Raw genomic sequence first — 24,347 nt, 5'->3', positions numbered from 1 at the left:
AGGGACAATCAACGCTTTCGATAGTGGTCATTGATAACAGTGAGGGCTGTTTCAATCGACCACTTGATCAAGCATGTGCATCACTTCGCGCTCATTGAGCAGGCCTTTGTGCACAAGGTTCTCGGCCAGCAGCGAAAGAAACTTGGCGCAGCGGTGGCCTTCCAGGTGCTTGAGCTCGGTCAGTGCGCTGTACACCTTGCTGGAGGTGCACAAGCCGACGATGCGGTGCGGATTTTGTGTTGGCATGGAGTCGTCCTTGTTGTTATCAACCTGTTGTTTACGGACGGATTCAGCTTGCGGTTCCGTCATGACAAATAAATGACCGTTGTATGTTTTACCCCCAACGGTCAAATCCATCATGCCGACTTTAGCTGTTGAAACTGTCCTCACAGCGACCTTGGCGAGATTTTTTCAGACGCTGGCCGACCGACGGTCACAAAAAAGCCCCGCTATCAAAGCGGGGCTCTGTATTTCGGTTACCAGCGTGGGCCACCGTAGTAACCGTGTGGCCGGTCGTAATAACCCTGTGGCCGACCGTAATAACCGCGAGGCGGGCCGTAATAGACGGGCGCCTGTTGGATATACACCGGTTGCTGCACATAAACCGGGGCCGGTTGGTAATAAACCGGTGGGGGCGGTTGTTGCACGTAAACCGGTTGGGGCTGAACGTAAACCGGCTGTTGCTGGACGTACACCGGCCGATCCTGATTGATCAGCGCCGAGCCGATGATGGCCGAGCCGACGATCGCGCCAAACACCGCAGGGCCTTGCCAGCCATGGCCACCACCGGCTTCTGCCTGTCCTGTGACCGCGAGTGCGCCAATCAACAGTGCCATAATGGGGAGTTTACGAATCATGATAATTCCTCGGTTCTTCGACCCGGCGGCAGGGCCTGAACCAGGCCCGCAGTCGTCGCGGGGATACTTCTAAGACAGCGTTTTTTTGAAATTCAGCACAGCCGCCGGGTAAATTTTGTGTAAGGTCTGTACCGTTTTCTTTACCGGGCGCTCAGCGGTAACGCCATCGCGTACAGACCCGCCAATATGATCGAACAGAACCCGATGGGCTGGCTAATCCCGTCCATCCGAAAGTGCGTTTGAAGGAGAAGTTTCATGCAGATGAACCCGAACAAAGACACCCAGTTGTGCATGTCCCTGTCCGCACGGCCTGGTAATTTCGGTCTGCGTTTTCATAACCATTTGTATGAGCAGTTGGGCCTGAATTTCTATTACAAAGCCTTCGCCAGCAAGGATCTGACCGGCGCGGTCAGCGGGATTCGTGCGCTGAGCATTCGCGGCTGCGGCGTGTCGATGCCGTTCAAGGAGGCCAGTATTGCGCTGGTCGATGAACTGGATGCGTCGGCAGCGGCGATTCAGTCGATCAATACCATCGTCAACACCAATGGCCATCTCAAGGCTTACAACACCGACTACATCGCCATCGCACAATTGCTGGAAACCCACGCGGTGCCCAAGGCATCGACCTTCGCCCTGCGCGGCAGCGGCGGCATGGCCAAGGCTGTGGCCAGTGCCCTGCGCGATGGCGGTTACAAAAACGGCTTGATCGTCGCCCGTAACGAACGTGCCGGGCGTGCACTCGCGGACTCGCTGGGCTATCGCTGGCAGGCAGAGCTGGGTGATGAACGGCCGCAGATGCTGATCAACGTCACTCCGGTCGGGATGGACGGTGGCCCGGAAGCAGGGCAGCTGGCGTTTGAGCCTGAGGTGATCAAAGCGGCGGAGACTGTGTTTGATGTGGTGGCGATTCCATCGGAAACACCGCTGATCGTGCGCGGACGGGCTGAAGGCAAACGAGTGATTACCGGGCTGGAGGTGATTGCGATCCAGGCGCTGGAGCAGTTTGTGCTTTATACGGGCGTCCGGCCGACTGAAGAGCAGTTTCAGGCGGCGGTGGAGTTTGCGCGTAGCTGAAAGTCATGCGGTGAGTGAGCAGGCCCCATCGCTGGCAAGCCAGCTCCCACATTGGGTCTTGGTGATACGCAGGTATTGTGTTCACCGGAGATCCCTGTGGGAGCTGGCTTGCCAGCGATGAAGTCACTGCGGTGTATCGGGTTGCCTATACTGCTTGGCCAGCAAGCACAGACTTGCCCACCCACAAAAACCGAGGTCAGCATGCCCCCGCGCATTCTCAATCTGCATCAGGTCGAACTCGAACCGCTGCCCGAAGCCCTGTCTCCCGAGGGCGAAACCGCCGCACGTTACCAGCAACGCTCAGCGCGGATAGGCCTGCAACTCGGTGCACAGAAACTCGGCTATCGCCTGTATGCACTGCCACCGGGCATGCGCGGCAGCCCGTTTCACAGCCATCGGGTCAATGAGGAAATGTTCTACGTGGTGGCCGGGGAGGGCGAGGTGCGTCTTGGCGCCGAGCGATTCCCGATCCGGGAAGGTGATGTGATTGCCTGCCCAGCGGGCGGCCCGGAGATGGCGCACCAGATCATCAATACCAGCGCGGGCGAACTGCGTTATCTGGCAGTCAGCACCCAGCAGCAGCCGGATATTTGCGAATACCCGGATTCGAACAAATATGCGGTGATGGACAACTTCGCGGTGGATGCTGAGGGCAATGCGTCAGGCTTTGTCGCTGTGGCGCGACAAGCGGATGGGGTGGATTACTGGGATGGCGAGTAGTGCATAGATCCTTGTAGGAGTGAGCCTGCTCGCGATAGCAGTGGCACATTCGAAAGCTGTTTTCCGGACAAATCGCTATCGCGAGCAGGCTCACTCCTACAAGGGTTCGGTGGTATTTACTCGAGGCGTGCCAGACGCTCTTCCAGCGCCGCAATCCGCGCCTCCAGCTCTTCGATACGCTCCACCGAAACACCGCCACCCGCGCCGCGTTCCTGAGGATTCTGCCGCGCCGCCAGAATGACCTCGATATCCGCCGGATCGCCCAGCGCATGGGTGTAACGATCTTCGCGCTGCCCGGACTGACGTGGAATCAACACCGCCAGCCCGCGAGCAATCAAGCGCTCCAGCTGATGCAGTACCTGCTCGGCATCTTCGAAATCATGCATGCGTCCGCTGCGGGTCAGCAGTTCGTTGATGGTTTGCGGGCCGCGCAGAAACAGCAGCCCCGTCAGAATCACCTGCGCCGGCACCAGTTCCAGCGCCTTGTCGACCTTGTGCTCCCAGCGGTCGGCACGACTGCCCATGACCAGCTTGGCAAAACCGCGACCTTCGAGGGCGCGCAGGCTCTGGCCAACCTGGCCCTGGGTCAGGTTCATCACCGGTTCACGGCTGGTTTTCTGATTGCAGGCGGTGACCAGTGCGTTGAGGGTCAACGGGTAGGTTTCCGGGCTGGTCGCCTGTTTCTCGATCAACGAACCGAGGATACGGATTTCCGTGGCGTTAAGCCGTGGTTCGTCGAAGGTGGATTCTGGTTCGGTGGTCATCGCGCGTTCCCTCAGCAGTCGAAGGCGCCTAGCGTAATCCTTGCCAAACAAAAGGCAAGCCGTGTGGTCATCAAGCATGGCTATAATCGCCCCCATGTTCCACCCAGCCACTACATGAGACTGCCATGACCATTTCCCTGTACGCCGCATCCGTCCCGGTTTTTCAACAAATGCTCAACGCCCTGAGCGATGTCCTGAAAAAGGCTGAAGCCCACGCCACCGAGAAAAACATCGACCCGAACGCCTTCCTGCAAGCGCGCCTGTTCCCGGACATGTTCCCGCTGACCCGTCAGGTGCAGATTGCCGTGGACTTCGCCAAAGGTGTTTCGGCGCGTCTGGCTGAAGTCGAAATCCCGAAATACGACGACAGCGAAACTACCTTCGCCGAGCTGCAAGCCTTGATCGCCAAGGTGCTGGCCTTCATCGGCGAGATCAAGCCTGAGCAGATCGATGGCAAGGATGGCATCGAAATCGTCACCCGTCCGGGCACGCCAAAAGAGAAGCGCTTCAGTGGCCAGTCCTACCTGCTGACCTACGGTCTGCCGCAGTTCTTCTTCCACGTCACCACCACTTACGCCTTGCTGCGTCATAACGGTGTTGAAGTGGGCAAACGCGATTACATGGGCGCGTTCTAAAACACTCGGCAACAAAAAAGCCCGCCAAGGTTTGCGCCTTGGCGGGCTTTTTAATGCTTTTTGTAGGAGTGAGCCTGCTCGCGATAGGGTCGTGTCAGCCACATTATCTGAGGACACACCGCAATCGCGAGCAGGCTCACTCCTGCAGGTGTTACGCGGTGCGTCGAGCTTTCTCTTCCTCACCCAGGCACGCCGCTGCGGTAAACAGCACGTCGGTGGAGGAGTTCAGCGCGGTCTCGGCGGAATCCTGCAGCACGCCGATGATGAAACCGACTGCAACCACCTGCATGGCGATTTCGCTTGGAATACCGAACAGGCTGCACGCCAGCGGGATCAGCAACAGCGAGCCACCAGCCACACCCGAGGCGCCGCAGGCGCAGATTGCGGCGACGACACTGAGCAGGATCGCCGTCGGAATATCCACGGCGATGCCCAGCGTGTGCACTGCAGCCAGGGTCAGCACGGTGATGGTAATCGCCGCGCCGGCCATGTTGATCGTCGCACCCAGCGGGATCGATACCGAGTACGTGTCTTCGTGCAGGCCCAGACGCTTGCTCAATTCCAGGTTGACCGGAATGTTCGCCGCCGAACTGCGGGTGAAGAATGCAGTGATGCCGCTTTCGCGCAGGCACTTGAGGGTCAGCGGATACGGGTTGCGACGCAGTTTCCAGAACACGATCAGCGGATTCATCACCAGCGCCACGAACAGCATGCAGCCCAGCAGCACCGCCAGCAGGTGCGCATAACCGATCAGCGCGCCGAAACCGGACGTGGCCAGCGTCGAAGCGACCAGGCCGAAGATCCCCAGAGGGGCGAAGCGAATCACCACGCGCACGATAACGGTGACGCCGTTGGACAGATCACCCAGCACTTCGCGGGTAGTATCGCCGGCATGACGAATCGCGATGCCCATGCCGATCGCCCAGGCCAGAATGCCGATGAAGTTGGCGTTCATCAGCGCGCTGACCGGGTTATCCACCACGCTCAGCAGCAGGCTTTGCAGCACTTCACCGATACCGCCCGGCGCCGTTACCGCAACGTTTTCAGTGGCCAGTACCAGATTCGACGGGAACGCCATGCTCGCGACCACGGCAACCACCGCCGCTGCGAACGTGCCCAGCAGGTAAAGGAACAGGATCGGACGGATGTGGGTTTCCTGGCCGTGCTTGTGGTTGGCGATCGACGCCATGACCAGCACGAACACCAGAATCGGCGCCACGGCTTTCAACGCCGAAACGAAAACCTTGCCGATAAACGCCGTCGACTTCGCCGCTTCCGGCGCGAACATCGCCAAGGCGATACCGGCAATCAGGCCGATCACGATCTGCGTGACCAGGCTCAGGTTTTTCAAGCGTTGCATTAGAGAAGGGGATGAAGCGGTCATGACGGCATCTCTGTTTTTTTATTGGGTACAAGGTTGCGTGAGGCGGTGGCAAAACCAGGGCAGACCATCACCACGCAGCGAAAGTGTTGACGCAAATTCAACGTCCTTAAACAGGCCGCTGAACAGGTGTACGTTTTTCAGGGCGCGGACTTTATCACAGCGTAGGCCTTATCCTTCAGGCATGTGACGATCTGCCACCCGATCTGTCAGCAAGATAGACAGGTTTGTGCAAGTCAGCCCGGGCACACTCTGTTAAGATTGCGCATCCTCATTTTCAAGTTCTGCCAGCGGGCCTTCCGGTCATCGCTGGTGTCGTCGTTTCGTTGGAGTTTCCCATGCTGTTGCCCATCCTTCTGTTGTCCGCCGCCGGATTCACGGTGCTGACCACGGAATTCGTTATCGTCGGCCTGCTGCCGGCGATTGCCCGAGACCTCGAAGTCACCATCCCGCAGGCCGGTCTGCTGGTGACTCTATTCGCTTTTACCGTGGCGATGTTCGGCCCATTCTTGACCGCGTATTTCGCTCGTTTCGAACGGCGCAAGCTGTTTATCAGCATCCTGATCATGTTTGGTCTGGCCAATACGGTGGCGGCATTTGCGCCGAACATCTGGGTGATGGCAATTGCCCGGTTGATTCCGGCGCTGGGGCTGCCGGTGTTCTGGGCGCTGGCCAGTGAAACGGCGGTGGACATCGTCGGCCCGGACTTTGCCGGTCGCGCCATCGCCAAGATCGGCTTCGGCATTGTCTGCGCCACGGTGTTCGGCATTCCGGTCGGCACCTTGATATCCGATGCGTTCGGCTGGCGCAGCGCGTTTGGCATTCTGGCGGTGATCGCCTTTGCCAAGGCATTGCTGCTGTTTGTGTATCTGCCGAAAACCGATCTGCACCAGCATCAGGTCAGCTTCAGCTCGCAGTTCAAGATCTTGCGCAGCCCGCTGATGATCGGCCACGTCGTGCTGTCGATTCTGGTGTTCAGCGGCATGTTCACCGTTTACACCTATCTGGCCGACATCCTTGAACGCCTCGCCGGTTTCAACGGCACAGTGGTTGGCTGGTGCCTGATGGGCTTCGGCGCGGTCGGCTTGATCGGCAACTCGTTGGGTGGTCGTGCAGTGGACCGCCATCCGCTGGGGGCGTCGGTGTTGTTCTGTGCGTTCATGATTGCCGGCATGGTGTCGCTGGTGCCGAACATTCATTCACCGCTGGGTTTAACGGTGGCTATGGGGATCTGGGGCGTGACTCAGGCGGCATTGTTCCTGGTCAGCCATGTGCGCCTGATGAAAGCCGCGCCGGAAGCGCCGGCCTTCGCAGCATCGCTGAACATCGCCGGGGCCAACCTGGGGATCGGTCTGGGTGCGATGGTTGGCGGCCGGGTCATCGACAGCGCGGGCCTGGGCTTCCTCGGGTTTGCTGCCGCAGGGTTCATTCTGCTGTCGGTGTTCCTCGCCATGGTGCTCATGACGCTCAAGCCGCGCGACGTCTGCGCCGAGGCTTCATAACGCGGTAAACAGCTCGCGTCGGGCACCTTCGGTAATCGCAACGATGCCGGGGTGCTTGACCTTGCGCTCCACGGATATGGCATAGAACGACTCGGTCACCGCGTCGGTCTGGCCGATCAACTGAACGCCGTACTGGCGCTTCACTTCCTCGGCAATCACGCTGGGGCCGATAAAAATCCCGCTGCCGGATTGGCCGAATGCCTGCATCAAGGCACTGTCATCGAACTCGCCGACGATTTGCGGCTGGATCTGCTGCTCGGCAAACCAGCGCTGCAATCGACTGCGCACCACGGTTTCCGGTCCGGGAATCAACAGCGGCGCGCCGTGCAGACTGCGCGGAAAATCCTGACCGTAACGCGCAGCCAGTTCGGCGGTCGCGAAGAAACTGATCCCGCATTCACCGAGTTTCTGGCTGTAGCCCTTGATGTCGAGGTGCGACGGCATCGGGCTGTCGGAAATCACCAGGTCCAGGCGCTGAATCGCCAGATCCGCCAGCAATCGCTCGAGTTTGTCTTCGCGGCAGGTAATGCGCAGCGGTTCGTTCAGCTCCATGGTCGGCGCGATCAGGCGATAGACGATAGACTTGGGCACCACATCGGCGACGCCAACGCGGAACAGGATCTGCTGCTCATTGGGCTGGGCGCGCAGCATCAGTTCCAGTTCGCCGCCCAGTTGAAACATCTGCTCGGCGAAAGGCAGGGCCTGACGTCCGGCTTCGGTGAGCTCCAGTTGCCGGCCAACCCGTCTGAACAATTCAATGCCATACGTTTGCTCGAGCAGCGAAATCTGCCCGCTGATGGTTTGTGGCGTCAGGTTCAGCTGCTCGCAGGCCCGCACGATGCTGCCGGTCTTGGCGACCACCCAGAAATAATGCAGTTGACGGTAATTGAGCATCGACTCGCTTCCCCTGTAGGAGCTGCCGAAGGCTGCGATCTTTTGATGTTGCTGTGTAAAAACAAGATCAAAAGATCGCAGCCTTCGGCAGCTCCTGCATTAGTGATGTTTGGGTTCGTAAAAACCGAAGTATAGCCGCTAAAAATACGAATTTTCCTGAAGTGTTTGGCTCCCTAGAATGCCCAGCCATCGAGGGTCGGTCTGTGACCCTGACTGTTTATTCGAAGGAAGCCTCATGAAATACACATTCCCTGTTTTGATGTTTACGTCTTTACTGGTTTTGACCGGCTGCGATCAGGCCGAGAAAAGCGCTCAGCAGTTGATGGGCAAAGCGGCCGAAAGCGCCAAGCAAGCCATCGACGACACCCACAAAGCTGCCGAGCAAGCACTCAGCGACGCCACTGGCGGGCTGATCGAGAAAAAAGAACCATCGGAAAAAGACTCGGAAACTTCCGAATCTTCCTCCAAGACCATCTAAATCGTCTTACACAGAGTCAGGACTGACCCATGGAATATCTGTTAGAACTCGCCGCCAGCCCCACCGCCTGGGTTGCCTTGGCCACACTGGTCGTGATGGAAATCGTGCTCGGCATCGATAACCTGATCTTCATTTCGATCCTGACCAACAAGTTGCCTGAGCAGCATCGCCAGAAAGCGCGGCGCATCGGTATCGGCATGGCGTTGATTCTGCGTCTGGCGCTGTTGAGCACCATCGCGTTCATCGTGCAGTTGACTGAGCCGGTGATTGAGATCCTTGGCCAGGCCTTCTCCTGGAAGGACATGATCCTGATTGCCGGTGGTCTGTTCCTGGTCTGGAAAGCCACAACCGAGATCCATCACAGCATGGACCCGGCGCCGGAAGACCCGAAGTCGGCCACCTCGACCGTGACCTTGGGCTTCGCTGCCGCTATCGGCCAGATCCTGTTGCTCGATATGGTTTTCTCGATCGACAGCATCATCACTGCGGTCGGCATGACCGAGCACTTGCCGATCATGATCATCGCGGTTGTTGTGTCGGTGCTGGTGATGTTGCTGGCGGCTGATCCACTGGCCAAGTTCATCAACGACAACCCGACGGTGGTGATGCTGGCTCTGGGCTTCCTGATCATGATCGGCATGACGCTGATCGCCGAAGGCTTCGGCGCCCATGTACCGAAAGGTTATGTGTATGCGGCCATGGCGTTCTCGGCCGGGATTGAAGTGCTGAACATGTTGTCGCGTCGTGCCAGGCAGAAGAAGCTGGCTGTGCAGGCGTAATAGCTGAAAGACAAAAGGCCGCTTGAACTCTGAGAGTTCAGGCGGTTTTTTTTCGACTGAAGACTTGTGGTGTCTATTCGAGCAGGCCCCTCACCCTAGCTCTCTCCCCCAGGGAGAGGGCTAGGGTGAGGGGGCTTTTACCTTTTAATGCACTGTCGCGTGGCGTACGCGTTGCTCTTCTGCCTTTTCCACCAGCGTGGTTTGGACAGGATGATGACGCCGCGCAATTCGCAGCACTCCCCAAAGCATGGCGGTGGCCACAGCCAGCCAGCCGGCAATCAACATTACGATGGTCATGGTCAGGCTCATCAGTGCCTCCTCTTTGCCCTGCATCGGGCGCCCACTTTTTCAGTTCGCTCTGTCTCAGTGACAGTCTAGTCACTGGGGTGTTTCAAGCTATTGACCAAAGGTCGGTGGTGACCAATCAGTTCGCTCTATGCAATCGATCTGTCTGCGCTTTAAGGCTATACCGCAGCCTTGCGGCGTCCTATGATCCTTGACCTTGCCGGAACACGACGACCGGCGTCTGAACAGAGAGTGACAAAGGTGCAGGTATTTTCTCGAATTCGTGCGGCGCTGCTGGTGGCCGGATGCGCGGCCGTGATGGTCGGGTGCGCGGGCAGTGTCGCGCCGCAGGTCAAGCGACTGCCGGAGCGGGTCGAGCTTAGCGGCACCTTCTATCGGGGCGAGGCCAATCAAAGCGGCCCGCAGGTGTTGGCCAGTCTGTTGTCGCAGCAAGGCATCGTGATCACGCCGGGGTTGTTGGAAAAACCGCTGCACCTGCCGGGTGCCGAGGACAAGCTGCAACAGAACATCCAGAATCTGGCCCGGGAATACGGCATGGTTGTCTATCCGCTGGACAAGAGCTTGCCGGCCTTGTTGACTCAGGTCGCTGCAGGTTTTCCGGTGATGGTACGCTTCAGCGAAGGTTCGGCATTTTGGGCTGAGCCGCGTTACGCCATCCTTTCCGGCTACGACCGCAATAAACAGAAGGTGCTGCTGCGCGCGGGCATGAACCGTCGCGAGTTGATGAGCTTCAGCGCCTTTGAGGCTGCTTTCGAGAAGTCAGGCGGCTGGGCGATCCTGATCCAGAAACCCGCGCAGATTCCTGCGGACGTGGATCGTCAGCGCTGGCTCAAGGCTGCCGACGAGTTGTCCCAGGCCGGTCAGGAACCCGAAGCGGCGCAAGCGCGTAAGGCTCTGGTCGCGCACTGAGTCTCCGTTCGTCATCTGCCGGGCACGACTGCGCCCGGCAGGCCTCTGAAGATGACAACCCGTTGTTCACGGGTGAACAAGGAGGCGACATGACAGATTCTCGATCCCCGCAAGGCCCGCATTCTTCCGAGCATTCCTCAGGCGATGACCTGGGGTTTGATCCGGATTCGCCGGATGTCGCCGATCCACAAGTTGATCCTGTAGGTCCCGCCAAGGCACCGCTGGATGTGGAGCCCGGTGAAGAAGAAAAGAAACCGGCCAAACCCTACGATCCCTTAGCCGATCTGAAACCTTGATGTGAGGTGCGTATGAGTACCGATTCAAGCTTCGATGACCAAAAGCCCGACAGCGTGCCGACGACGCCTGAGGAGGGCGTTGATCCGGTGCTCGATCCGGACAGTCCGATGCGCGATCCAATGGCCCGGCCCTTGGTGGCGCCAGGGTTGGCACCGGATCCGAGCAGGGGCGATGGCATTCCTGACGATGACAAGATGCCGTTGCCTAACGACTAACGCGCCCAGATGAAAAAAGCCCCGAAGATTCGGGGCTTTTTGTTTTTATACATTTTACTTGGAGGCTTCGACCACGCCACTCTGGCGGCTCTTGAGGTTTTTATCGGCCTTGTATTGTTGAGCCACCGCTGGAACGCTGGCGCTCTTGCCCGTCTCGACCCAACTGCGGATACGGCTGGCATCGGCAAAATGCGTGTATTTGCCGAATGCATCAAGAATCACCAGCGCCACCTGGCGATTGCCCATGCTTGTCACCAGCACCAGACAATGCCCGGCCTGATTGGTGAAGCCGGTCTTGGTAATCTTGATGTTCCAGTTGTCCTTGTTCACCAAATGGTCGGTGTTACGAAAACCCAGGGTGTAGTTGGGTTTGCGGAACGCTACGGTTTTTTCCTTGGTGGTGGTCAACTGAACAAGCAGCGGTTGCTTGTGCGCCGCTATCAGCAATTTGCTCAAGTCACGCGCGGTGGATACGTTGCGCGGCGACAGACCGGTCGGCTCGACAAAGTGAGTGCTGGTCATGCCCAGTGCTTTTGCCTTGGCATTCATCGCCGCGATAAACGCTGCGTAACCACCCGGGTAATGATGCGCCAGGCTTGCAGCAGCGCGGTTTTCCGAAGACATCAGGGCAATCAGCAGCATCTCGCGGCGCGGCAGTTCACTCTTCAGTTTGACTCGGGAGAACACACCTCTCATTTCCGGTGTGCTGCTTATATCGACATTGATCCATTCATCCATGTTCTGTCGGGCTTCAACCACTACCAGTCCAGTCATCAGCTTGCTGACGGAAGCGATCGGCACGATCACGTCAGGATTGCTGGAGTAGATGACCTTGTTGGTCTGCATATCCATGAGCAGTGCGCTGCCGGAAGCGATCTTCAGTGTCGAAGCGTCACGTGGGGCAGCGGTGGTTTCCGCAGCGTTGATCGTTGGCGTGATGAATGTGCCTGTAAATGCAAAAAACAGGCTCAGAATCGAAAGACGAATTTTCACGCGGGCGAACTCATAAAAGTTGGATATTCCGTTAGTTTGTAACGGGTTATTTCTTCAAAGCGTCGCATTCTAGGAGTATGGCTGAAGATCTGTCGATGGTTGTTTGGATGACCTGAAAATCTCGTGAAAAGACCTGTAAAAAGAGGGGTTTCCGGCGAACGGTTAGTGTTTTTTCTCACGCATGAAAAACCCCGCACGAGGCGGGGTTTGAATACTGCGAAAAAACCGACTTACGCGTGCAGGGTTTCTGCCGCGTAGAGCGTGTTTTCCAGCAGGCAGGCGCGAGTCATCGGGCCGACGCCGCCAGGTACTGGAGTGATCCAGCCGGCGCGAGGCAGGGCGGTTTCGTAGACAACGTCACCGACCAGTTTGCCGTCGTCCTGACGGTTGATGCCGACGTCGATCACGATCGCGCCTTCCTTGATCCACTCGCCCTTGACCAGGCCCGGCTTGCCGGCCGCCACGACCACCAGATCGGCACGGCCAACGTGGCCGGCCAGATCCTTGGTAAAACGGTGTGTAACGGTCACGGTGCAACCGGCCAGCAGCAGTTCCATCGCCATCGGGCGACCCACAATATTGGAGGCGCCGACAACCACCGCATCCATGCCATAAAGATCAGCACCGGTGCTTTCCAGCAAGGTAATGATGCCTTTTGGCGTGCATGGGCGCAGCAGCGGGATGCGCTGTGCCAGACGACCGACGTTATAAGGGTGGAAACCGTCTACGTCTTTGTCCGGGCGGATACGCTCCAGCAGTTTGGAAGCGTCCAGATGCTCGGGCAGCGGCAGCTGAAGCAGAATGCCGTCGATGGCCGGATCGTCGTTAAGACGGTCGACCAGATCGGTCAGCGCTTGCTGAGTGGTGTCAGAGGGCAGGTCGTAGGCTTGCGAGAGGAAGCCGACCTCTTCACAGTCTTTACGCTTGTGCGAGACATAAACCTGAGAGGCAGGATCGCTGCCGACCAGGATCACCGCGAGGCCGGGAGTGCGCAGGCCTTGCTGGCGACGCTCGGCAACTCGTTTGGCGATCTGCTGGCGCAGGCTGGCGGCGATCGATTTGCCGTCGATTAGTTGTGCAGTCATTGCGCGTGATTAACCATCGAGAGGGGAAAAAATGAGAACGCATTCTCGCATGTCGGGCGGTGAGGGCAAAGGCGCTTGGTCAGTAAATTCCCCTAACTCCTTTAATTAAATGAATTTTTTTCAAAAAGGATTTGACGACCTTTGGAGCGCTCTATACTATTCGTCGCACTTGTCGGGCACAGCCTAGCACTGGTTAAGAAGGTAAAGCGGAATCAACGTTCCGTGGCACTGGAAAGCACTTAGTTTGTAGTCCTTTAAGAATACAGATTAATAAGGCGCCCGTAGCTCAGCTGGATAGAGCATCCGCCTTCTAAGCGGATGGTCGCAGGTTCGAGTCCTGCCGGGTGCGCCATTAGGCAGCTTTGGCACAAGTAACGCGATATGGTGGGCGTAGCTCAGTTGGTAGAGCACGGGATTGTGACTCCCGTTGTCGTGGGTTCGATCCCCATCGTCCACCCCATATTTCGAAAAGCGCCAGATTTAACGGTCTGGCGTTTTTGTTTCAAAAGCTTCATCCGCGGATGTGGTGGAATTGGTAGACACACTGGATTTAGGTTCCAGCGCCGCAAGGCGTAAGAGTTCGAGTCTCTTCATCCGCACCAATTAAAGCTTCATTCATGCCTTTGGGCTGGTGAGGTTCAACAAAGAAGTTGTTTGGCTTTTTTGTTACGCAATATGGTGGGCGTAGCTCAGTTGGTAGAGCACGGGATTGTGACTCCCGTTGTCGTGGGTTCGATCCCCATCGTCCACCCCATATTTCGAAAGGCGCCAGATTTAACAGTCTGGCGCCTTTTTTGTTTTAGCGATTTGAAAAGTCGGCGATTGCCGGTTTCGAGTCGCAAGGGCAGGGCGCTTCGTCGAATTTATATTGCTCGATGATTCTGTGTTGCTCGTCGAGCTTGCTTGCAAGGTCGGCCGTCAGGGAATGATTGTTCACCGCTTCTATATATAGAAGGGGTCGGCGCAGAGCCCTGGCGTGATTGGTTGTATTCGCCTCGGGGGCGCGACGCATCCGTGCATCGGCTCCTATAAATTGCCTGCTGTTTTTTTACCCGTTTTCAGTAGGGTGACTTCTTGAGTTTGACCCACTAGAATGCATGCCCTTGATTCTGGGGTCGGAAACGGCCGGCTAACGTCTGTGCAACGAGGAATATCCATGCAAGTTTCTGTTGAAAATACTACTGCTCTTGAGCGCCGCATGAGCGTCACCGTGCCGGCTGAGCGTATTGAGAGCCAGGTCAACAAGCGTCTGCAGCAGACTGCCCAAAAGGCCAAGATTGCTGGCTTCCGTCCAGGCAAAGTGCCAATGAGCGAAATCAAGCGCCGTTTCGGTGCTGATGCTCGTCAGGAAGCTGTTGGTGACGTCATCCAGTCCTCCTTCTACGAAGCTGTGGTTGAGCAGAAGCTGAACCCGGCTGGTTCGCCTGCAATCGAGCCTAAGTCGCTCGAAGCTGGCAAGGATCTGGAATACGTTGCCGTATTCGAAGTGTTCCCTGAGTTCACCGTTGCCGGTTTCGAAGGCATCACTGTCGAGCGCCTGAGCGCTGACGTAGCTGACGCTGACCTGGACAAAATGCTCGACATCCTGCGCAAGCAGAACACCCGTTTTGAAGTGGCCGATCGTGCTGCCCAGAACGAAGACCAGCTGAACATCGATTTCGTTGGCAAGGTTGACGGCGAAGTGTTTGCTGGCGGTTCCGCCAAGGGCACTCAGCTGGTACTGGGTTCCGGCCGCATGATCCCGGGCTTCGAAGATGGCCTGGTTGGTGCTAAAGCGGGCGAAGAGCGCGTTCTGAACCTGACCTTCCCTGAGGACTATCAGAACCTGGACCTGGCTGGCAAAACCGCCGAGTTCACCGTTACTGTAAACACCGTTTCCGAGCCAAAGCTGCCTGAGCTGAACGAAGAATTCTTCGCCCAATTCGGTATCAAGGAAAGCGGCATCGACGGTTTCCGCACCGAAGTTCGCAAGAACATGGAGCGTGAACTGCGTCAGGCGATCAAATCCAAGGTCAAGAATCAGGTAATGGACGGTCTGCTGGCCACCAACCCGATCGAAGTGCCAAAGGCTCTGCTGTCCAACGAAGTTGACCGTCTGCGCGTGCAGGCTGTTCAGCAGTTCGGTGGCAACATCAAGCCTGACCAACTGCCGGCCGAGCTGTTCGAAGAGCAAGCCAAGCGCCGCGTCGTGCTGGGTCTGATCGTGGCTGAAGTGGTCAAGCAGTTCGACCTCAAGCCTGACGAAGCCCGCGTACGTGAAATGATTCAGGAAATGGCTTCGGCCTACCAAGAGCCTGAGCAGGTTGTGTCCTGGTACTACAAGAACGACCAGCAACTGAACGAAGTTCGTTCGGTTGTGCTGGAAGAGCAAGTTGTGGATACTGTTCTGCAGAAAGCTAGCGTGACCGACAAATCGGTCTCTTACGAAGAAGCGGTCAAGCCGGTAGAAGCTCCAACAGCCGACTGATTGTTTTTGCGTTAAGAAGTGCTCACATAAGCCAGCTCTCGAGCTGGCTTATGCGTATTCAAGACATAACTATTTGGGAGTGACTGCAGAGCATGTTCCGTAATTCGTATATTCAGCAGAACTCTGATATCCAGGCCGCAGGCGGCCTGGTTCCGATGGTTGTCGAGCAATCTGCTCGTGGCGAACGCGCCTATGACATCTACTCGCGCCTGCTCAAGGAGCGAGTGATCTTTCTGGTTGGTCCGGTAGAGGACTACATGGCCAACCTGATTTGCGCGCAACTGCTGTTCCTTGAAGCGGAAAACCCGGACAAGGACATCCATCTCTATATCAACTCCCCGGGCGGTTCGGTGACAGCGGGCATGTCGATCTACGACACCATGCAGTTCATCAAACCCAACGTATCGACCACTTGCATCGGCCAGGCGTGCAGCATGGGCGCGTTCCTGCTGACCGCAGGTGCTCCAGGCAAGCGTTTCTGCCTGCCGAACTCGCGTGTGATGATTCACCAGCCACTGGGCGGTTTCCAGGGCCAGGCATCGGATATCGAAATCCATGCCAAGGAAATCCTCTTCATTCGCGAACGTCTGAACACGTTGATGGCCAAGCACAGCGGTCACACTCTGGAAGAAATCGAGCGCGATACCAACCGCGATAACTTCATGAGTGCAGAAGCTGCGAAGGCATATGGCTTGATCGACGAAGTGATCAACCAGCGCCCAGCGTAAAAATAAGCAGCTCAAAATAGGCTTGGTCGGCTGGTCTGATCAGCGGCGGGCTTGAAAAAGCCCGCAATAGCCTTCATCTTGTGTTGCAAGCCTATCGGATTTGGATCGAACGAATGACTGACACCCGCAACGGCGAGGACAACGGCAAGCTGCTCTATTGCTCCTTCTGTGGCAAAAGCCAGCATGAAGTGCGCAAATTGATTGCCGGCCCCTCGGTCTTTATCTGCGACGAGTGCGTCGACCTGTGCAATGACATCATCCGTGAGGAGGTGCAGGAAGCCCAGGCCGAAAGCAGCGCGCATAAATTGCCTTCGCCTAAAGAAATCAGCGGCATCCTTGACCAGTACGTCATTGGTCAGGAGCGTGCAAAAAAGGTTCTGGCCGTAGCGGTGTACAACCACTACAAGCGCCTTAACCAGCGTGACAAAAAGGCTGACGACGTCGAACTCGGCAAGAGCAACATCCTGCTGATCGGCCCGACAGGCTCCGGTAAAACCCTGCTGGCTGAAACACTGGCCCGCTTGCTGAACGTTCCGTTCACCATCGCCGACGCCACCACCCTCACCGAGGCCGGTTACGTGGGTGAAGATGTCGAGAACATCATTCAGAAACTGCTGCAGAAGTGCGATTACGACGTAGAGAAGGCCCAGATGGGTATTGTCTATATCGACGAAATCGACAAGATTTCCCGCAAGTCCGACAACCCGTCGATCACCCGGGACGTTTCCGGTGAAGGCGTGCAGCAGGCCTTGCTCAAGTTGATCGAAGGCACGGTCGCTTCCGTACCGCCGCAAGGTGGCCGCAAGCATCCGCAGCAGGAATTCCTGCAGGTCGACACCCGTAACATCCTGTTCATCTGCGGTGGTGCGTTCTCGGGTCTCGAGAAGGTCATCCAGAACCGTTCCACCAAGGGTGGCATCGGTTTCAACGCAGAAGTGCGCAGCAAGGAAGAAGGCAAGAAAGTCGGTGAATCCCTGCGTGAAGTCGAGCCTGACGATCTGGTCAAGTTCGGTCTGATCCCGGAGTTCGTCGGTCGTCTGCCGGTCCTCGCGACGCTGGACGAGCTGGATGAGGCTGCGCTGATGCAGATCCTCACCGAGCCGAAAAATGCTCTGACCAAACAGTATGCCAAGCTGTTCGAGATGGAAGGCGTCGATCTGGAATTCCGTGCCGACGCACTGAAATCGGTCGCTAAACGTGCCCTGGAACGTAAAACCGGTGCCCGTGGCCTGCGTTCGATTCTCGAAGGTGTGCTGCTCGACACGATGTATGAAATCCCCTCGCAGTCCGAGGTGAGCAAAGTCGTGATCGATGAAAGTGTGATCGAAGGCAAGTCCAAGCCACTGTATATCTATGAGAACAGTGAGCCGACTGCCAAGGCAGCGCCGGACGCATAAGCGTCCTCTCTGCCGGAATAAAGGAGGGGCCTTCGGGCCTCTTTTTTTTTATGTCGTTTTTTACATCCGCTTTGCGCTTGTTTTTTTTCAAGGCAGCCCCCATCTTGGTTTCAAGCTTAATTCCATCTGATTACGGCCATATGGCCGCCGTAGAGGCGAAATCATGAAGACAACCATCGAATTGCCTCTCCTGCCATTGCGTGATGTCGTGGTTTATCCGCACATGGTTATCCCGCTGTTCGTGGGGCGCGAGAAATCCATCGAAGCCCTCGAAGCTGCGATGACGGGCGACAAGCAGATTCTGTTGCTGGCCCAGAGAAACCCGGCTGATGATGATCCCGGTGAAGACGCTCTCTATCGCGTAGGTACCATCGCTACCGTTCTGCAACTGCTCAAGCTGCCTGACGGCACCGTCAAGGTGCTGGTCGAAGGTGAGCAGCGCGGTACCGTTGAACGCTTCAGTGAAGTCGACGGGCACTGCCGTGCCGAAGTCTCGCTGATCGAAGAAGTCGAAGCTGTCGAGCGCGAATCCGAAGTGTTCGTGCGCACGCTGCTCTCGCAGTTCGAACAATATGTACAGCTGGGCAAAAAAGTCCCTGCTGAAGTCCTGTCTTCGCTCAACAGCATCGATGAGCCGGGTCGCCTGGTCGACACCATGGCTGCACATATGGCGCTGAAGATCGAGCAGAAGCAGGAAATTCTCGAAATCGTCGATTTGTCGGCGCGGGTCGAGCACGTTCTTGCGTTGCTGGACGCCGAGATTGATCTGCTGCAAGTTGAAAAACGCATTCGTGGTCGCGTTAAAAAGCAGATGGAGCGCAGTCAGCGCGAGTACTACCTGAACGAGCAGATGAAGGCCATTCAGAAAGAACTTGGTGACAGCGATGAAGGCCACAACGAAATCGAAGACCTGAAAAAGCGTATCGACGCTGCAGGCCTGCCGAAGGACGCGTTGGCCAAAGCCACTGCCGAGCTGAACAAGCTCAAGCAAATGTCGCCGATGTCCGCTGAGGCCACCGTGGTGCGCTCGTACATCGACTGGCTGGTGCAGGTGCCGTGGAAGGCGCAGAGCAAGGTGCGTCTGGACCTGGCTCGCGCAGAAGATATCCTCGATGCCGATCACTACGGCCTCGAAGAGGTCAAGGAACGTATCCTTGAATACCTCGCCGTGCAAAAACGCGTGAAGAAAATCCGTGGCCCGGTGTTGTGCCTGGTCGGTCCTCCGGGCGTGGGTAAAACTTCGCTGGCGGAGTCGATTGCTCACGCCACCAACCGCAAATTCGTGCGCATGGCCTTGGGTGGCGTGCGTGATGAAGCCGAAATTCGCGGTCACCGCCGGACTTACATCGGTTCGATGCCGGGAAGATTGATTCAAAAGATGACAAAAGTGGGCGTCCGTAACCCGCTGTTCCTGCTCGATGAAATCGACAAAATGGGCAGCGACATGCGTGGCGATCCGGCGTCGGCGTTGCTGGAAGTGCTCGATCCTGAGCAAAACCACAACTTCAACGATCACTATCTGGAAGTCGATTACGACCTCTCGGACGTGATGTTCCTGTGCACCTCGAACTCGATGAACATCCCGCCGGCGCTGCTTGACCGGATGGAAGTCATCCGTCTGCCGGGCTACACCGAAGACGAGAAGATCAACATCGCGGTCAAATACCTGTCGCCTAAGCAGATCACCGCTAACGGTCTGAAGAAAGGCGAACTGGAGTTCGACGCCGAAGCAATCCGCGACATCATTCGTTACTACACCCGTGAAGCCGGTGTGCGTGGCCTTGAACGTCAGATCGCCAAGGTCTGCCGCAAGGCGGTGAAAGAGCATGCGATGGAAAAACGCTTCTCGGTGAAAGTGACAGCTGAGCTGCTGGAGCACTTCCTCGGCGTGCGTAAATTCCGCTATGGTCTGGCCGAGCAACAGGATCAGATTGGTCAAGTCACCGGCCTTGCCTGGACTCAGGTTGGTGGTGAATTGCTGACCATCGAAGCCGCTGTCGTGCCGGGCAAAGGTCAATTGATCAAGACGGGTTCGCTGGGCGATGTAATGGTCGAATCGATCACTGCTGCCCTGACCGTTGTGCGCAGTCGTGCCAAGAGCCTGGGTATTCCTCTGGACTTCCACGAGAAGCGCGATACGCACATTCACATGCCGGAAGGGGCGACCCCGAAGGATGGCCCTAGCGCTGGTGTGGGCATGTGCACGGCATTGGTGTCTGCACTGACCGGCATTCCGGTGCGCGCTGATGTCGCCATGACTGGTGAAATCACATTGCGTGGTCAGGTACTGGCAATCGGCGGTCTGAAGGAAAAACTGCTGGCGGCACACCGCGGCGGAATCAAGATTGTGATTATTCCGGAAGAGAACGTGCGCGATCTGAAGGAGATTCCTGACAATATCAAGCAGGATCTGCAGATTAAACCCGTTAAATGGATTGACGAGGTCCTGCAAATTGCGCTGCAATACGCGCCGGAGCCCTTGCCGGATGTGGCTCCGGAGATAGTTGCCAAGGATGAAAAACGTGAGTCTGACTCTAAGGAAAGAATTAGCACGCATTAATCGTTTTTGACTGGGTGGCTTCCTTGACAGCTTTTTAGAGCCCTTGTTATAAAGCGGCTCTTAAGTGTTTGTAGGCCATTCAGCACTCGTTTTTGCTTTCACCAAAAAAACTTAGAATCATCTCAAAATAGATATAAGGGGACTTAGAGTGAACAAGTCGGAACTGATTGATGCTATCGCTGCATCCGCTGATATCCCGAAAGCTGCTGCTGGCCGTGCGCTGGACGCTGTAATCGAATCCGTCACTGGCGCTCTCAAGGCTGGCGACTCCGTTGTTCTGGTTGGTTTCGGTACTTTCTCCGTGACTGATCGTCCAGCTCGCGTTGGTCGTAACCCACAGACCGGCAAGACGCTGCAAATCGCTGCTGCTAAAAAACCAGGTTTCAAAGCCGGTAAAGCACTGAAAGAAGCGGTTAACTAAGTTTTCAAGTTTTTACCCATCCGGGTCGGGGTCGAGCCTGACTTGGCAGCGGAGCGGTAGAGCAGGTCGCTGAAACAGCCGCCTGTAACGCCGGGATCGAGGGTTCGAGCCCTGTCCGCTCCGCCAGTTACGAGAAGGCGCATCCTCGGATGCGCCTTTCTTCTATCCGGATTTTACCCACGCTCCACGGTTGCCTAAATATTGAAATTCAACCGTTTCTGGGGGACGCATGCTGCAGAATATCAGGGACAATTCACAAGGCTGGATTGCCAAGACTATTATCGGGATCATCGTTGTATTGATGGCGTTCACGGGTATCGAGGCCATTTTCCAGGCTACGACCAACAGCCAGAATGCAGCCACGGTCAACGGTGAAGACATCAGCCAGAATGAGCTCAGCCAGGCTGTTGACATGCAACGCCGTCAGCTGATGCAACAGCTGGGCAAGGATTTCGACGCTTCGTTGCTCGATGAGAAAATGCTGCGCGAATCGGCTCTCAAGGGTCTGATCGACCGCAAGCTGCTGCTGCAAGGTGCGGACGAAGCGAAATTTGCTTTTTCCGAAGGTGCCCTGGATCAGGTGATCCTGCTGACGCCTGAGTTTCAGGTTGACGGCAAGTTCAGCTCCGAGCGTTTCGACCAGGTGATCCGTCAACTGGGTTACAGCCGTATGCAGTTCCGCCAGATGCTGGCTCAGGAAATGCTGATCGGCCAACTGCGCGCCGGTGTGGCGGGCAGCGGTTTTGTGACCGATGCCGAAGTGCTGGCTTTCGCCCGTCTGGAAAAACAGACCCGTGACTTCGCAACCCTGAACGTCAAGGCCGATCCGGCTGCAGTCAAGCTGACCGATGATGAGGTCAAGGCTTACTACGACGAACACGTCAAGGAGTTCATGACCCCGGATCAAGTGGTCATCGATTACCTGGAGCTGAAGAAGGCCTCGTTCTTCGATCAGGTCACTGTCAAGGATGAAGACCTGCAGGCGGCGTATCAGAAAGAGATTGCCAACCTGTCGGAGCAGCGTCGCGCGGCTCACATCCTGATCGAAGTAAACGACAAGACCACCGAAGCGCAAGCCAAAGCCAAGATCGAAGAAGTCCAGGCGCGTCTGGCCAAAGGCGAGAAATTCGAAGCGCTGGCCAAAGAGTTCTCGCAGGATCCGGGTTCGGCCAATAATGGCGGCGACCTCGGTTACGCGGGTCCTGGCGTCTATGACCCAGCCTTCGAAAAAACGCTGTACTCGCTGGCTAAAGATCAGGTTTCCGAGCCGGTTCGCACCGACTTCGGTTTCCACCTGATCAAGCTTCTGGGTGTTGAAGCACCTGAAGTGCCGTCCCTGGCCAGCCTGAAAGACAAGCTGACCCGCGATTTGAAAGCGGCGCAAGTCGAGCAGCGTTTCGTCGAGGCGACCAAGCAACTGGAAGACTCCGCGTTTGAAGCGTCTGACCTGGCTCAGCCAGCAGCAGACCTGAAGCTGACCGTTCACACTTCCAAGCCATTCGGCCGTGAAGGTGGCGAAGGGATTGCGGCCAACCGTGCCGTGGTCACTGCTGCATTCAGTACCGAAGTGCTCGATGAGAGTGCCAACAGCACCGCCATCGAACTGGATCCGGACACTGTGATCGTGCTGCGTGCCAAGGAACACTTGAAGCCTGCGCAACTGCCTCTGGAAAGCGTGAATGCGGCCATCCGCGCTCAGTTGACCAAAGAGCATGCCAGCGCTGCAGCCAAGACCAAGGCCGAGAAGCTGATTGCTGATCTGCGCGATGGCAAGGCTCCTCTGGACAAAGCGGTTGACGGTCAGAGCTGGAAAACCACCGAAGCGGCCACCCGTGGTCAGGAAGGTGTTGAACCGGCGGTGCTGCAAGCACTGTTCCGCATGCCGAAACCGGCTGCCAAGGACAAGCCGACATTCACCAGTGTGACGTTGCCGGACGGCAGTTTGATGATCGTGCGCCTCAATGGCGTGAACGAAGCGGCAGCGCCGACTGAGGAAGAGAAGGTTCAGTACCGTCGCTTCCTTGCTTCGCGTGAAGGTCAGCAGGACTTTGCGGCGTATCGCAAGCAGTTGGAAAGCCAGGCTGACATCAAGAAGTTCTGATGGTGGGTTGAGCTGTAGTACAAGGAGCCCCGGCCTGATCAGCCGGGGCTTTTTTGTGGGTGTTCGCTTTTTGGTCTTGGCGGCCTTTGGGCCGGCCATGCTCTTGGGTGTTGGGTGAATATCCGTTTTTTTTGGGGTGGCGGATTAGGGTTCCGCCCTTACGGCGGGTCACTTTTGGCAAACGCCCCAAAAGTAACCAAAAGGTCTGTGCCCTGACGTTCGGCCCGCTCGCTGGGGCTCGGGGTACCTTCGCTCCGGGTTCATCCGGGGCATCGATTCCGGTTTGCTTCGCTGCACCTCCTTTCGATGTTCTCCCCGGATGAATCCCTCTGCTCAGCCTGCCGACGGGCTTCCAGATCAAGATCAAGAGCTGCACTCGAGCTAACGCTCATTGTGTTGAGTGGGGCGGCTTTGCCGCGTTGGTGGTGCACACTTTAAAACTGTGGGAGCAAGCCTGACAGAGACCAATTTCTAACTGAAGGCTCATGGTCCTTGTGGGAGCTGGCTTGCCAGCGATGGCGGGTTGGCAGGCGATGCATTTGCAGGTTTTCATCACCGAATTATCGACGCGACCTTTTTCCGCAATCTGCGGTCGATAGGCTTGTAACTGTTTTAAGACACTAATCCATACGCCGCGGGGGCGCGTTCTGTTGCACAATACGCCCCGGACTGTTTTCCCTCAGGATGTTTAATGTTGATTTCCACTCCCCTGCGTGTTGTCGGGTTGGCGCTGTTGTTGACCGTTGTTGCCGGCTGTGCGAAAGACAAGCCGATGTATGAGCACGAGAATTTCGATGACTCCGGTACGTTTTCGCGTAATTACCCGGTGACTGACGTCGTCAGTTGCGAAGCGGCGCGTCGTGCGTTGCTGAGTCAGGGCTACATCATTACCAGCAGCGACTCGAAACTGATCAGTGGCCACAAGAGTTTTCAGCAAACCGGCGATACGCACATGGAGATCAGCTTCAATGTGGTCTGCGCCGATGACGGCAGTGCTGGCCATCACGCGACGATGTTCGCCAATGCCTTGCAGGATCGTTATGCGCTGAAGAAGACCAACAACTCGGCCAGTCTTGGTGTCGGCGTGTTGGGCTCGGTTTCGATGCCGATTGGCTCGTCAGACGATTCGATGGTCAAGGTCGCAAGCGAGACGGTGACGGCGCAGAAGTTCTATGAGCGCTTCTTTACTCTGGTCGAACAGTTTCTGCCGGCAGAAACCAAGAAAGCTGCACATATCGAGGAGAAGCCGAAGACCGATCTGGGCGTGCCTGAACCGAAAGCGGCCCCCGCGAGCCTGACACCAGCCGCAGAGCCCGCTCCAGCGGCTGTTCCAGCACCTGAGCCGGCCGTGACCGCGCCTGCGCCCGCTGAACCGGCACCGGTCAGTTCCGAGCCCGTAGCGCCGCCAGCGGAGTCGACCCCGATTGCTCCGACGCCGAGTGCAGAACCTGCGCCGGCTACCGAAACCATCACGCCACCGGCCAATCCGACGGACATTCCGCCGCCGTCCGAGCCGATTCCGGCAATGCCAGCATCCGGCCAATAACCCACGCCGCTGTTCGGCCCCCTGTAGGAGCTGCCGAAGGCCGCGATCTTTTGATCTTAAAAGTGATCAACGATCGTAGCCTCCGGCATTCCCACAGAGGAACATCTCGTTACATTCCCCCAGACAAAATTCCGCGATAAATTCCTGACCGCCTGCTACGTTTTATTCATGAAGGCGAAGCTTCACTTTTCCTTCACACGCGCACGTTATGCTCGAGGCACTGGGCATTTGCTCAGGC

24 protein-coding genes and 4 tRNA genes are annotated in these 24,347 nt (G+C 56.9%); 20 read left to right on the top strand and 8 right to left on the bottom strand.

What is annotated here, in order from left to right; translation table 11 throughout:
* Positions 1-51 precede the first annotated feature (51 nt).
* Both ICA15_RS09670 and ICA15_RS09665 read right to left on the bottom strand, forming a co-directional pair.
* Positions 52-246 carry a hypothetical protein gene (locus tag ICA15_RS09670; protein ID WP_016984641.1) on the bottom strand — a complete coding sequence of 65 codons (195 nt, stop codon included), beginning with the start codon at positions 244-246 and terminating at the stop codon, positions 52-54.
* A 230-nt stretch (positions 247-476) separates the two neighbouring features.
* Entirely contained in the window at positions 477-857 is a 381-nt protein-coding gene (locus ICA15_RS09665) for a hypothetical protein (protein ID WP_150605384.1), read from the bottom strand.
* A gap of 255 nt (positions 858-1,112) precedes the next feature.
* Between ICA15_RS09665 and ICA15_RS09660 the strand changes: the two genes are divergently transcribed.
* Together ICA15_RS09660 and ICA15_RS09655 are read left to right on the top strand one after the other, a co-directional pair.
* A complete protein-coding gene (locus ICA15_RS09660) occupies positions 1,113-1,931 on the top strand; it encodes a shikimate 5-dehydrogenase (RefSeq protein WP_210553113.1) in 819 nt (272 codons plus the stop codon).
* Between the two features lie 201 nt (positions 1,932-2,132).
* Positions 2,133-2,651 (top strand): cupin domain-containing protein, encoded by a 519-nt coding sequence (locus ICA15_RS09655; protein WP_150605382.1) that lies wholly within the window; start codon positions 2,133-2,135, stop codon positions 2,649-2,651.
* Between the two features lie 116 nt (positions 2,652-2,767).
* On the opposite strand, the gene ICA15_RS09650 is transcribed toward ICA15_RS09655, so the two are convergent.
* Positions 2,768-3,415, bottom strand: a complete 648-nt coding sequence (locus tag ICA15_RS09650; RefSeq protein ID WP_210553112.1) for a YceH family protein — start codon at positions 3,413-3,415, stop codon at positions 2,768-2,770.
* Positions 3,416-3,540: 125 nt separating this feature from the next.
* Between ICA15_RS09650 and ICA15_RS09645 the strand changes: the two genes are divergently transcribed.
* A complete protein-coding gene (locus ICA15_RS09645) occupies positions 3,541-4,050 on the top strand; it encodes a DUF1993 family protein (protein WP_210553111.1) in 510 nt (169 codons plus the stop codon).
* A gap of 151 nt (positions 4,051-4,201) precedes the next feature.
* On the opposite strand, the gene sstT is transcribed toward ICA15_RS09645, so the two are convergent.
* On the bottom strand, positions 4,202-5,434 hold the full coding sequence (gene sstT / locus ICA15_RS09640; protein ID WP_210553110.1) for a serine/threonine transporter SstT: 1,233 nt from the start codon (positions 5,432-5,434) through the stop codon (positions 4,202-4,204).
* Between the two features lie 335 nt (positions 5,435-5,769).
* Here sstT and ICA15_RS09635 point away from each other — a divergent pair, with 335 nt between their 5' ends.
* Entirely contained in the window at positions 5,770-6,933 is a 1,164-nt protein-coding gene (locus tag ICA15_RS09635; protein ID WP_150605378.1) for an MFS transporter, read from the top strand.
* On the opposite strand, the gene nhaR is transcribed toward ICA15_RS09635, so the two are convergent.
* The gene (nhaR, locus tag ICA15_RS09630; protein WP_150605377.1) at positions 6,928-7,827 is read right to left on the bottom strand and encodes a transcriptional activator NhaR; all 900 of its coding nucleotides are present in this window, start codon (positions 7,825-7,827) and stop codon (positions 6,928-6,930) included. The genes ICA15_RS09635 and nhaR overlap by 6 nt on opposite strands.
* A gap of 235 nt (positions 7,828-8,062) precedes the next feature.
* On the opposite strand from nhaR, the gene ICA15_RS09625 reads away from it, so the two are divergent.
* Together ICA15_RS09625 and ICA15_RS09620 are read left to right on the top strand one after the other, a co-directional pair.
* Positions 8,063-8,305, top strand: coding sequence for a hypothetical protein (locus tag ICA15_RS09625; protein ID WP_150605376.1), 243 nt, complete (start codon positions 8,063-8,065; stop codon positions 8,303-8,305).
* Positions 8,306-8,334: 29 nt separating this feature from the next.
* Positions 8,335-9,084 carry a TerC family protein gene (locus ICA15_RS09620; RefSeq protein ID WP_150605375.1) on the top strand — a complete coding sequence of 250 codons (750 nt, stop codon included), beginning with the start codon at positions 8,335-8,337 and terminating at the stop codon, positions 9,082-9,084.
* Positions 9,085-9,228: 144 nt separating this feature from the next.
* Here ICA15_RS09620 and ICA15_RS09615 read toward each other — a convergent pair whose 3' ends face one another.
* The gene (locus ICA15_RS09615; RefSeq protein WP_191626516.1) at positions 9,229-9,393 is read right to left on the bottom strand and encodes a hypothetical protein; all 165 of its coding nucleotides are present in this window, start codon (positions 9,391-9,393) and stop codon (positions 9,229-9,231) included.
* A gap of 180 nt (positions 9,394-9,573) precedes the next feature.
* Here ICA15_RS09615 and ICA15_RS09610 point away from each other — a divergent pair, with 180 nt between their 5' ends.
* From ICA15_RS09610 to ICA15_RS09600, 3 genes are all read left to right on the top strand, one after another.
* Complete coding sequence (locus ICA15_RS09610) at positions 9,574-10,299, top strand: peptidase C39 family protein (protein ID WP_150618318.1); 726 nt, start codon at positions 9,574-9,576, stop codon at positions 10,297-10,299.
* Between the two features lie 89 nt (positions 10,300-10,388).
* Positions 10,389-10,595, top strand: coding sequence for a DUF6021 family protein (locus ICA15_RS09605; RefSeq protein WP_150605373.1), 207 nt, complete (start codon positions 10,389-10,391; stop codon positions 10,593-10,595).
* A gap of 12 nt (positions 10,596-10,607) precedes the next feature.
* Positions 10,608-10,811, top strand: coding sequence for a hypothetical protein (locus ICA15_RS09600; RefSeq protein ID WP_150605372.1), 204 nt, complete (start codon positions 10,608-10,610; stop codon positions 10,809-10,811).
* A 54-nt stretch (positions 10,812-10,865) separates the two neighbouring features.
* On the opposite strand, the gene pbpG is transcribed toward ICA15_RS09600, so the two are convergent.
* Entirely contained in the window at positions 10,866-11,804 is a 939-nt protein-coding gene (gene pbpG / locus ICA15_RS09595) for a D-alanyl-D-alanine endopeptidase (protein WP_210553109.1), read from the bottom strand.
* A 230-nt stretch (positions 11,805-12,034) separates the two neighbouring features.
* Positions 12,035-12,889 (bottom strand): bifunctional methylenetetrahydrofolate dehydrogenase/methenyltetrahydrofolate cyclohydrolase FolD, encoded by an 855-nt coding sequence (gene folD / locus ICA15_RS09590; protein ID WP_150605370.1) that lies wholly within the window; start codon positions 12,887-12,889, stop codon positions 12,035-12,037.
* 275 nt (positions 12,890-13,164) lie between these two features.
* On the opposite strand from folD, the gene ICA15_RS09585 reads away from it, so the two are divergent.
* The 11 genes from ICA15_RS09585 (at position 13,165) to ICA15_RS09535 (ending at position 24,109) form a co-directional block, all read left to right on the top strand.
* A tRNA-Arg gene (locus tag ICA15_RS09585) sits at positions 13,165-13,241 on the top strand.
* Between the two features lie 32 nt (positions 13,242-13,273).
* Positions 13,274-13,349, top strand: a tRNA-His gene (locus tag ICA15_RS09580).
* Positions 13,350-13,406: 57 nt separating this feature from the next.
* A tRNA-Leu gene (locus tag ICA15_RS09575) sits at positions 13,407-13,491 on the top strand.
* A gap of 76 nt (positions 13,492-13,567) precedes the next feature.
* Positions 13,568-13,643: transfer RNA gene (locus ICA15_RS09570), tRNA-His, on the top strand.
* Positions 13,644-14,045: 402 nt separating this feature from the next.
* Entirely contained in the window at positions 14,046-15,356 is a 1,311-nt protein-coding gene (gene tig, locus ICA15_RS09565; protein ID WP_042559949.1) for a trigger factor, read from the top strand.
* A 92-nt stretch (positions 15,357-15,448) separates the two neighbouring features.
* Complete coding sequence (gene clpP / locus ICA15_RS09560) at positions 15,449-16,084, top strand: ATP-dependent Clp endopeptidase proteolytic subunit ClpP (RefSeq protein ID WP_042559948.1); 636 nt, start codon at positions 15,449-15,451, stop codon at positions 16,082-16,084.
* 113 nt (positions 16,085-16,197) lie between these two features.
* Positions 16,198-17,481, top strand: coding sequence for an ATP-dependent Clp protease ATP-binding subunit ClpX (clpX, locus tag ICA15_RS09555; RefSeq protein WP_042559947.1), 1,284 nt, complete (start codon positions 16,198-16,200; stop codon positions 17,479-17,481).
* Between the two features lie 163 nt (positions 17,482-17,644).
* Positions 17,645-20,041 (top strand): endopeptidase La, encoded by a 2,397-nt coding sequence (gene lon, locus ICA15_RS09550; RefSeq protein WP_150592364.1) that lies wholly within the window; start codon positions 17,645-17,647, stop codon positions 20,039-20,041.
* Positions 20,042-20,189: 148 nt separating this feature from the next.
* Complete coding sequence (locus ICA15_RS09545) at positions 20,190-20,462, top strand: HU family DNA-binding protein (protein ID WP_008077714.1); 273 nt, start codon at positions 20,190-20,192, stop codon at positions 20,460-20,462.
* 229 nt (positions 20,463-20,691) lie between these two features.
* Complete coding sequence (locus tag ICA15_RS09540; protein WP_210553108.1) at positions 20,692-22,563, top strand: SurA N-terminal domain-containing protein; 1,872 nt, start codon at positions 20,692-20,694, stop codon at positions 22,561-22,563.
* A 691-nt stretch (positions 22,564-23,254) separates the two neighbouring features.
* Positions 23,255-24,109 (top strand): DUF2242 domain-containing protein, encoded by an 855-nt coding sequence (locus tag ICA15_RS09535; RefSeq protein ID WP_210553107.1) that lies wholly within the window; start codon positions 23,255-23,257, stop codon positions 24,107-24,109.
* Positions 24,110-24,347 lie beyond the last annotated feature (238 nt).

This window comes from Pseudomonas sp. P116 (assembly GCF_020149425.1).
In the GTDB taxonomy this organism is placed as follows: Bacteria; Pseudomonadota; Gammaproteobacteria; order Pseudomonadales; family Pseudomonadaceae; genus Aquipseudomonas; species Aquipseudomonas anatoliensis.
Note: the sequence above shows the minus strand (reverse complement) of the source record. Positions and strands in the feature narration are given on the sequence as shown.

Bases quoted from the DNA above. Each gene is read 5' to 3' on its own strand.
- ICA15_RS09635 (WP_150605378.1), top strand. From the start codon at position 5,770: ATGCTGTTGCCCATCCTTCTGTTGTCCGCCGCCGGATTCACGGTGCTG.
- ICA15_RS09540 (WP_210553108.1), top strand. From the start codon at position 20,692: ATGCTGCAGAATATCAGGGACAATTCACAAGGCTGGATTGCCAAGACT.
- ICA15_RS09665 (WP_150605384.1), bottom strand. From the start codon at position 857: ATGATTCGTAAACTCCCCATTATGGCACTGTTGATTGGCGCACTCGCG.
- ICA15_RS09620 (WP_150605375.1), top strand. From the start codon at position 8,335: ATGGAATATCTGTTAGAACTCGCCGCCAGCCCCACCGCCTGGGTTGCC.
- ICA15_RS09670 (WP_016984641.1), bottom strand. From the start codon at position 246: ATGCCAACACAAAATCCGCACCGCATCGTCGGCTTGTGCACCTCCAGC.
- lon (WP_150592364.1), top strand. From the start codon at position 17,645: ATGAAGACAACCATCGAATTGCCTCTCCTGCCATTGCGTGATGTCGTG.
- ICA15_RS09535 (WP_210553107.1), top strand. From the start codon at position 23,255: ATGTTGATTTCCACTCCCCTGCGTGTTGTCGGGTTGGCGCTGTTGTTG.
- sstT (WP_210553110.1), bottom strand. From the start codon at position 5,434: ATGACCGCTTCATCCCCTTCTCTAATGCAACGCTTGAAAAACCTGAGC.
- tig (WP_042559949.1), top strand. From the start codon at position 14,046: ATGCAAGTTTCTGTTGAAAATACTACTGCTCTTGAGCGCCGCATGAGC.
- clpX (WP_042559947.1), top strand. From the start codon at position 16,198: ATGACTGACACCCGCAACGGCGAGGACAACGGCAAGCTGCTCTATTGC.
- ICA15_RS09645 (WP_210553111.1), top strand. From the start codon at position 3,541: ATGACCATTTCCCTGTACGCCGCATCCGTCCCGGTTTTTCAACAAATG.
- ICA15_RS09650 (WP_210553112.1), bottom strand. From the start codon at position 3,415: ATGACCACCGAACCAGAATCCACCTTCGACGAACCACGGCTTAACGCC.
- ICA15_RS09600 (WP_150605372.1), top strand. From the start codon at position 10,608: ATGAGTACCGATTCAAGCTTCGATGACCAAAAGCCCGACAGCGTGCCG.
- ICA15_RS09615 (WP_191626516.1), bottom strand. From the start codon at position 9,393: ATGAGCCTGACCATGACCATCGTAATGTTGATTGCCGGCTGGCTGGCT.
- ICA15_RS09610 (WP_150618318.1), top strand. From the start codon at position 9,574: ATGATCCTTGACCTTGCCGGAACACGACGACCGGCGTCTGAACAGAGA.
- ICA15_RS09605 (WP_150605373.1), top strand. From the start codon at position 10,389: ATGACAGATTCTCGATCCCCGCAAGGCCCGCATTCTTCCGAGCATTCC.
- ICA15_RS09625 (WP_150605376.1), top strand. From the start codon at position 8,063: ATGAAATACACATTCCCTGTTTTGATGTTTACGTCTTTACTGGTTTTG.
- folD (WP_150605370.1), bottom strand. From the start codon at position 12,889: ATGACTGCACAACTAATCGACGGCAAATCGATCGCCGCCAGCCTGCGC.
- nhaR (WP_150605377.1), bottom strand. From the start codon at position 7,827: ATGCTCAATTACCGTCAACTGCATTATTTCTGGGTGGTCGCCAAGACC.
- clpP (WP_042559948.1), top strand. From the start codon at position 15,449: ATGTTCCGTAATTCGTATATTCAGCAGAACTCTGATATCCAGGCCGCA.
- ICA15_RS09660 (WP_210553113.1), top strand. From the start codon at position 1,113: ATGCAGATGAACCCGAACAAAGACACCCAGTTGTGCATGTCCCTGTCC.
- ICA15_RS09655 (WP_150605382.1), top strand. From the start codon at position 2,133: ATGCCCCCGCGCATTCTCAATCTGCATCAGGTCGAACTCGAACCGCTG.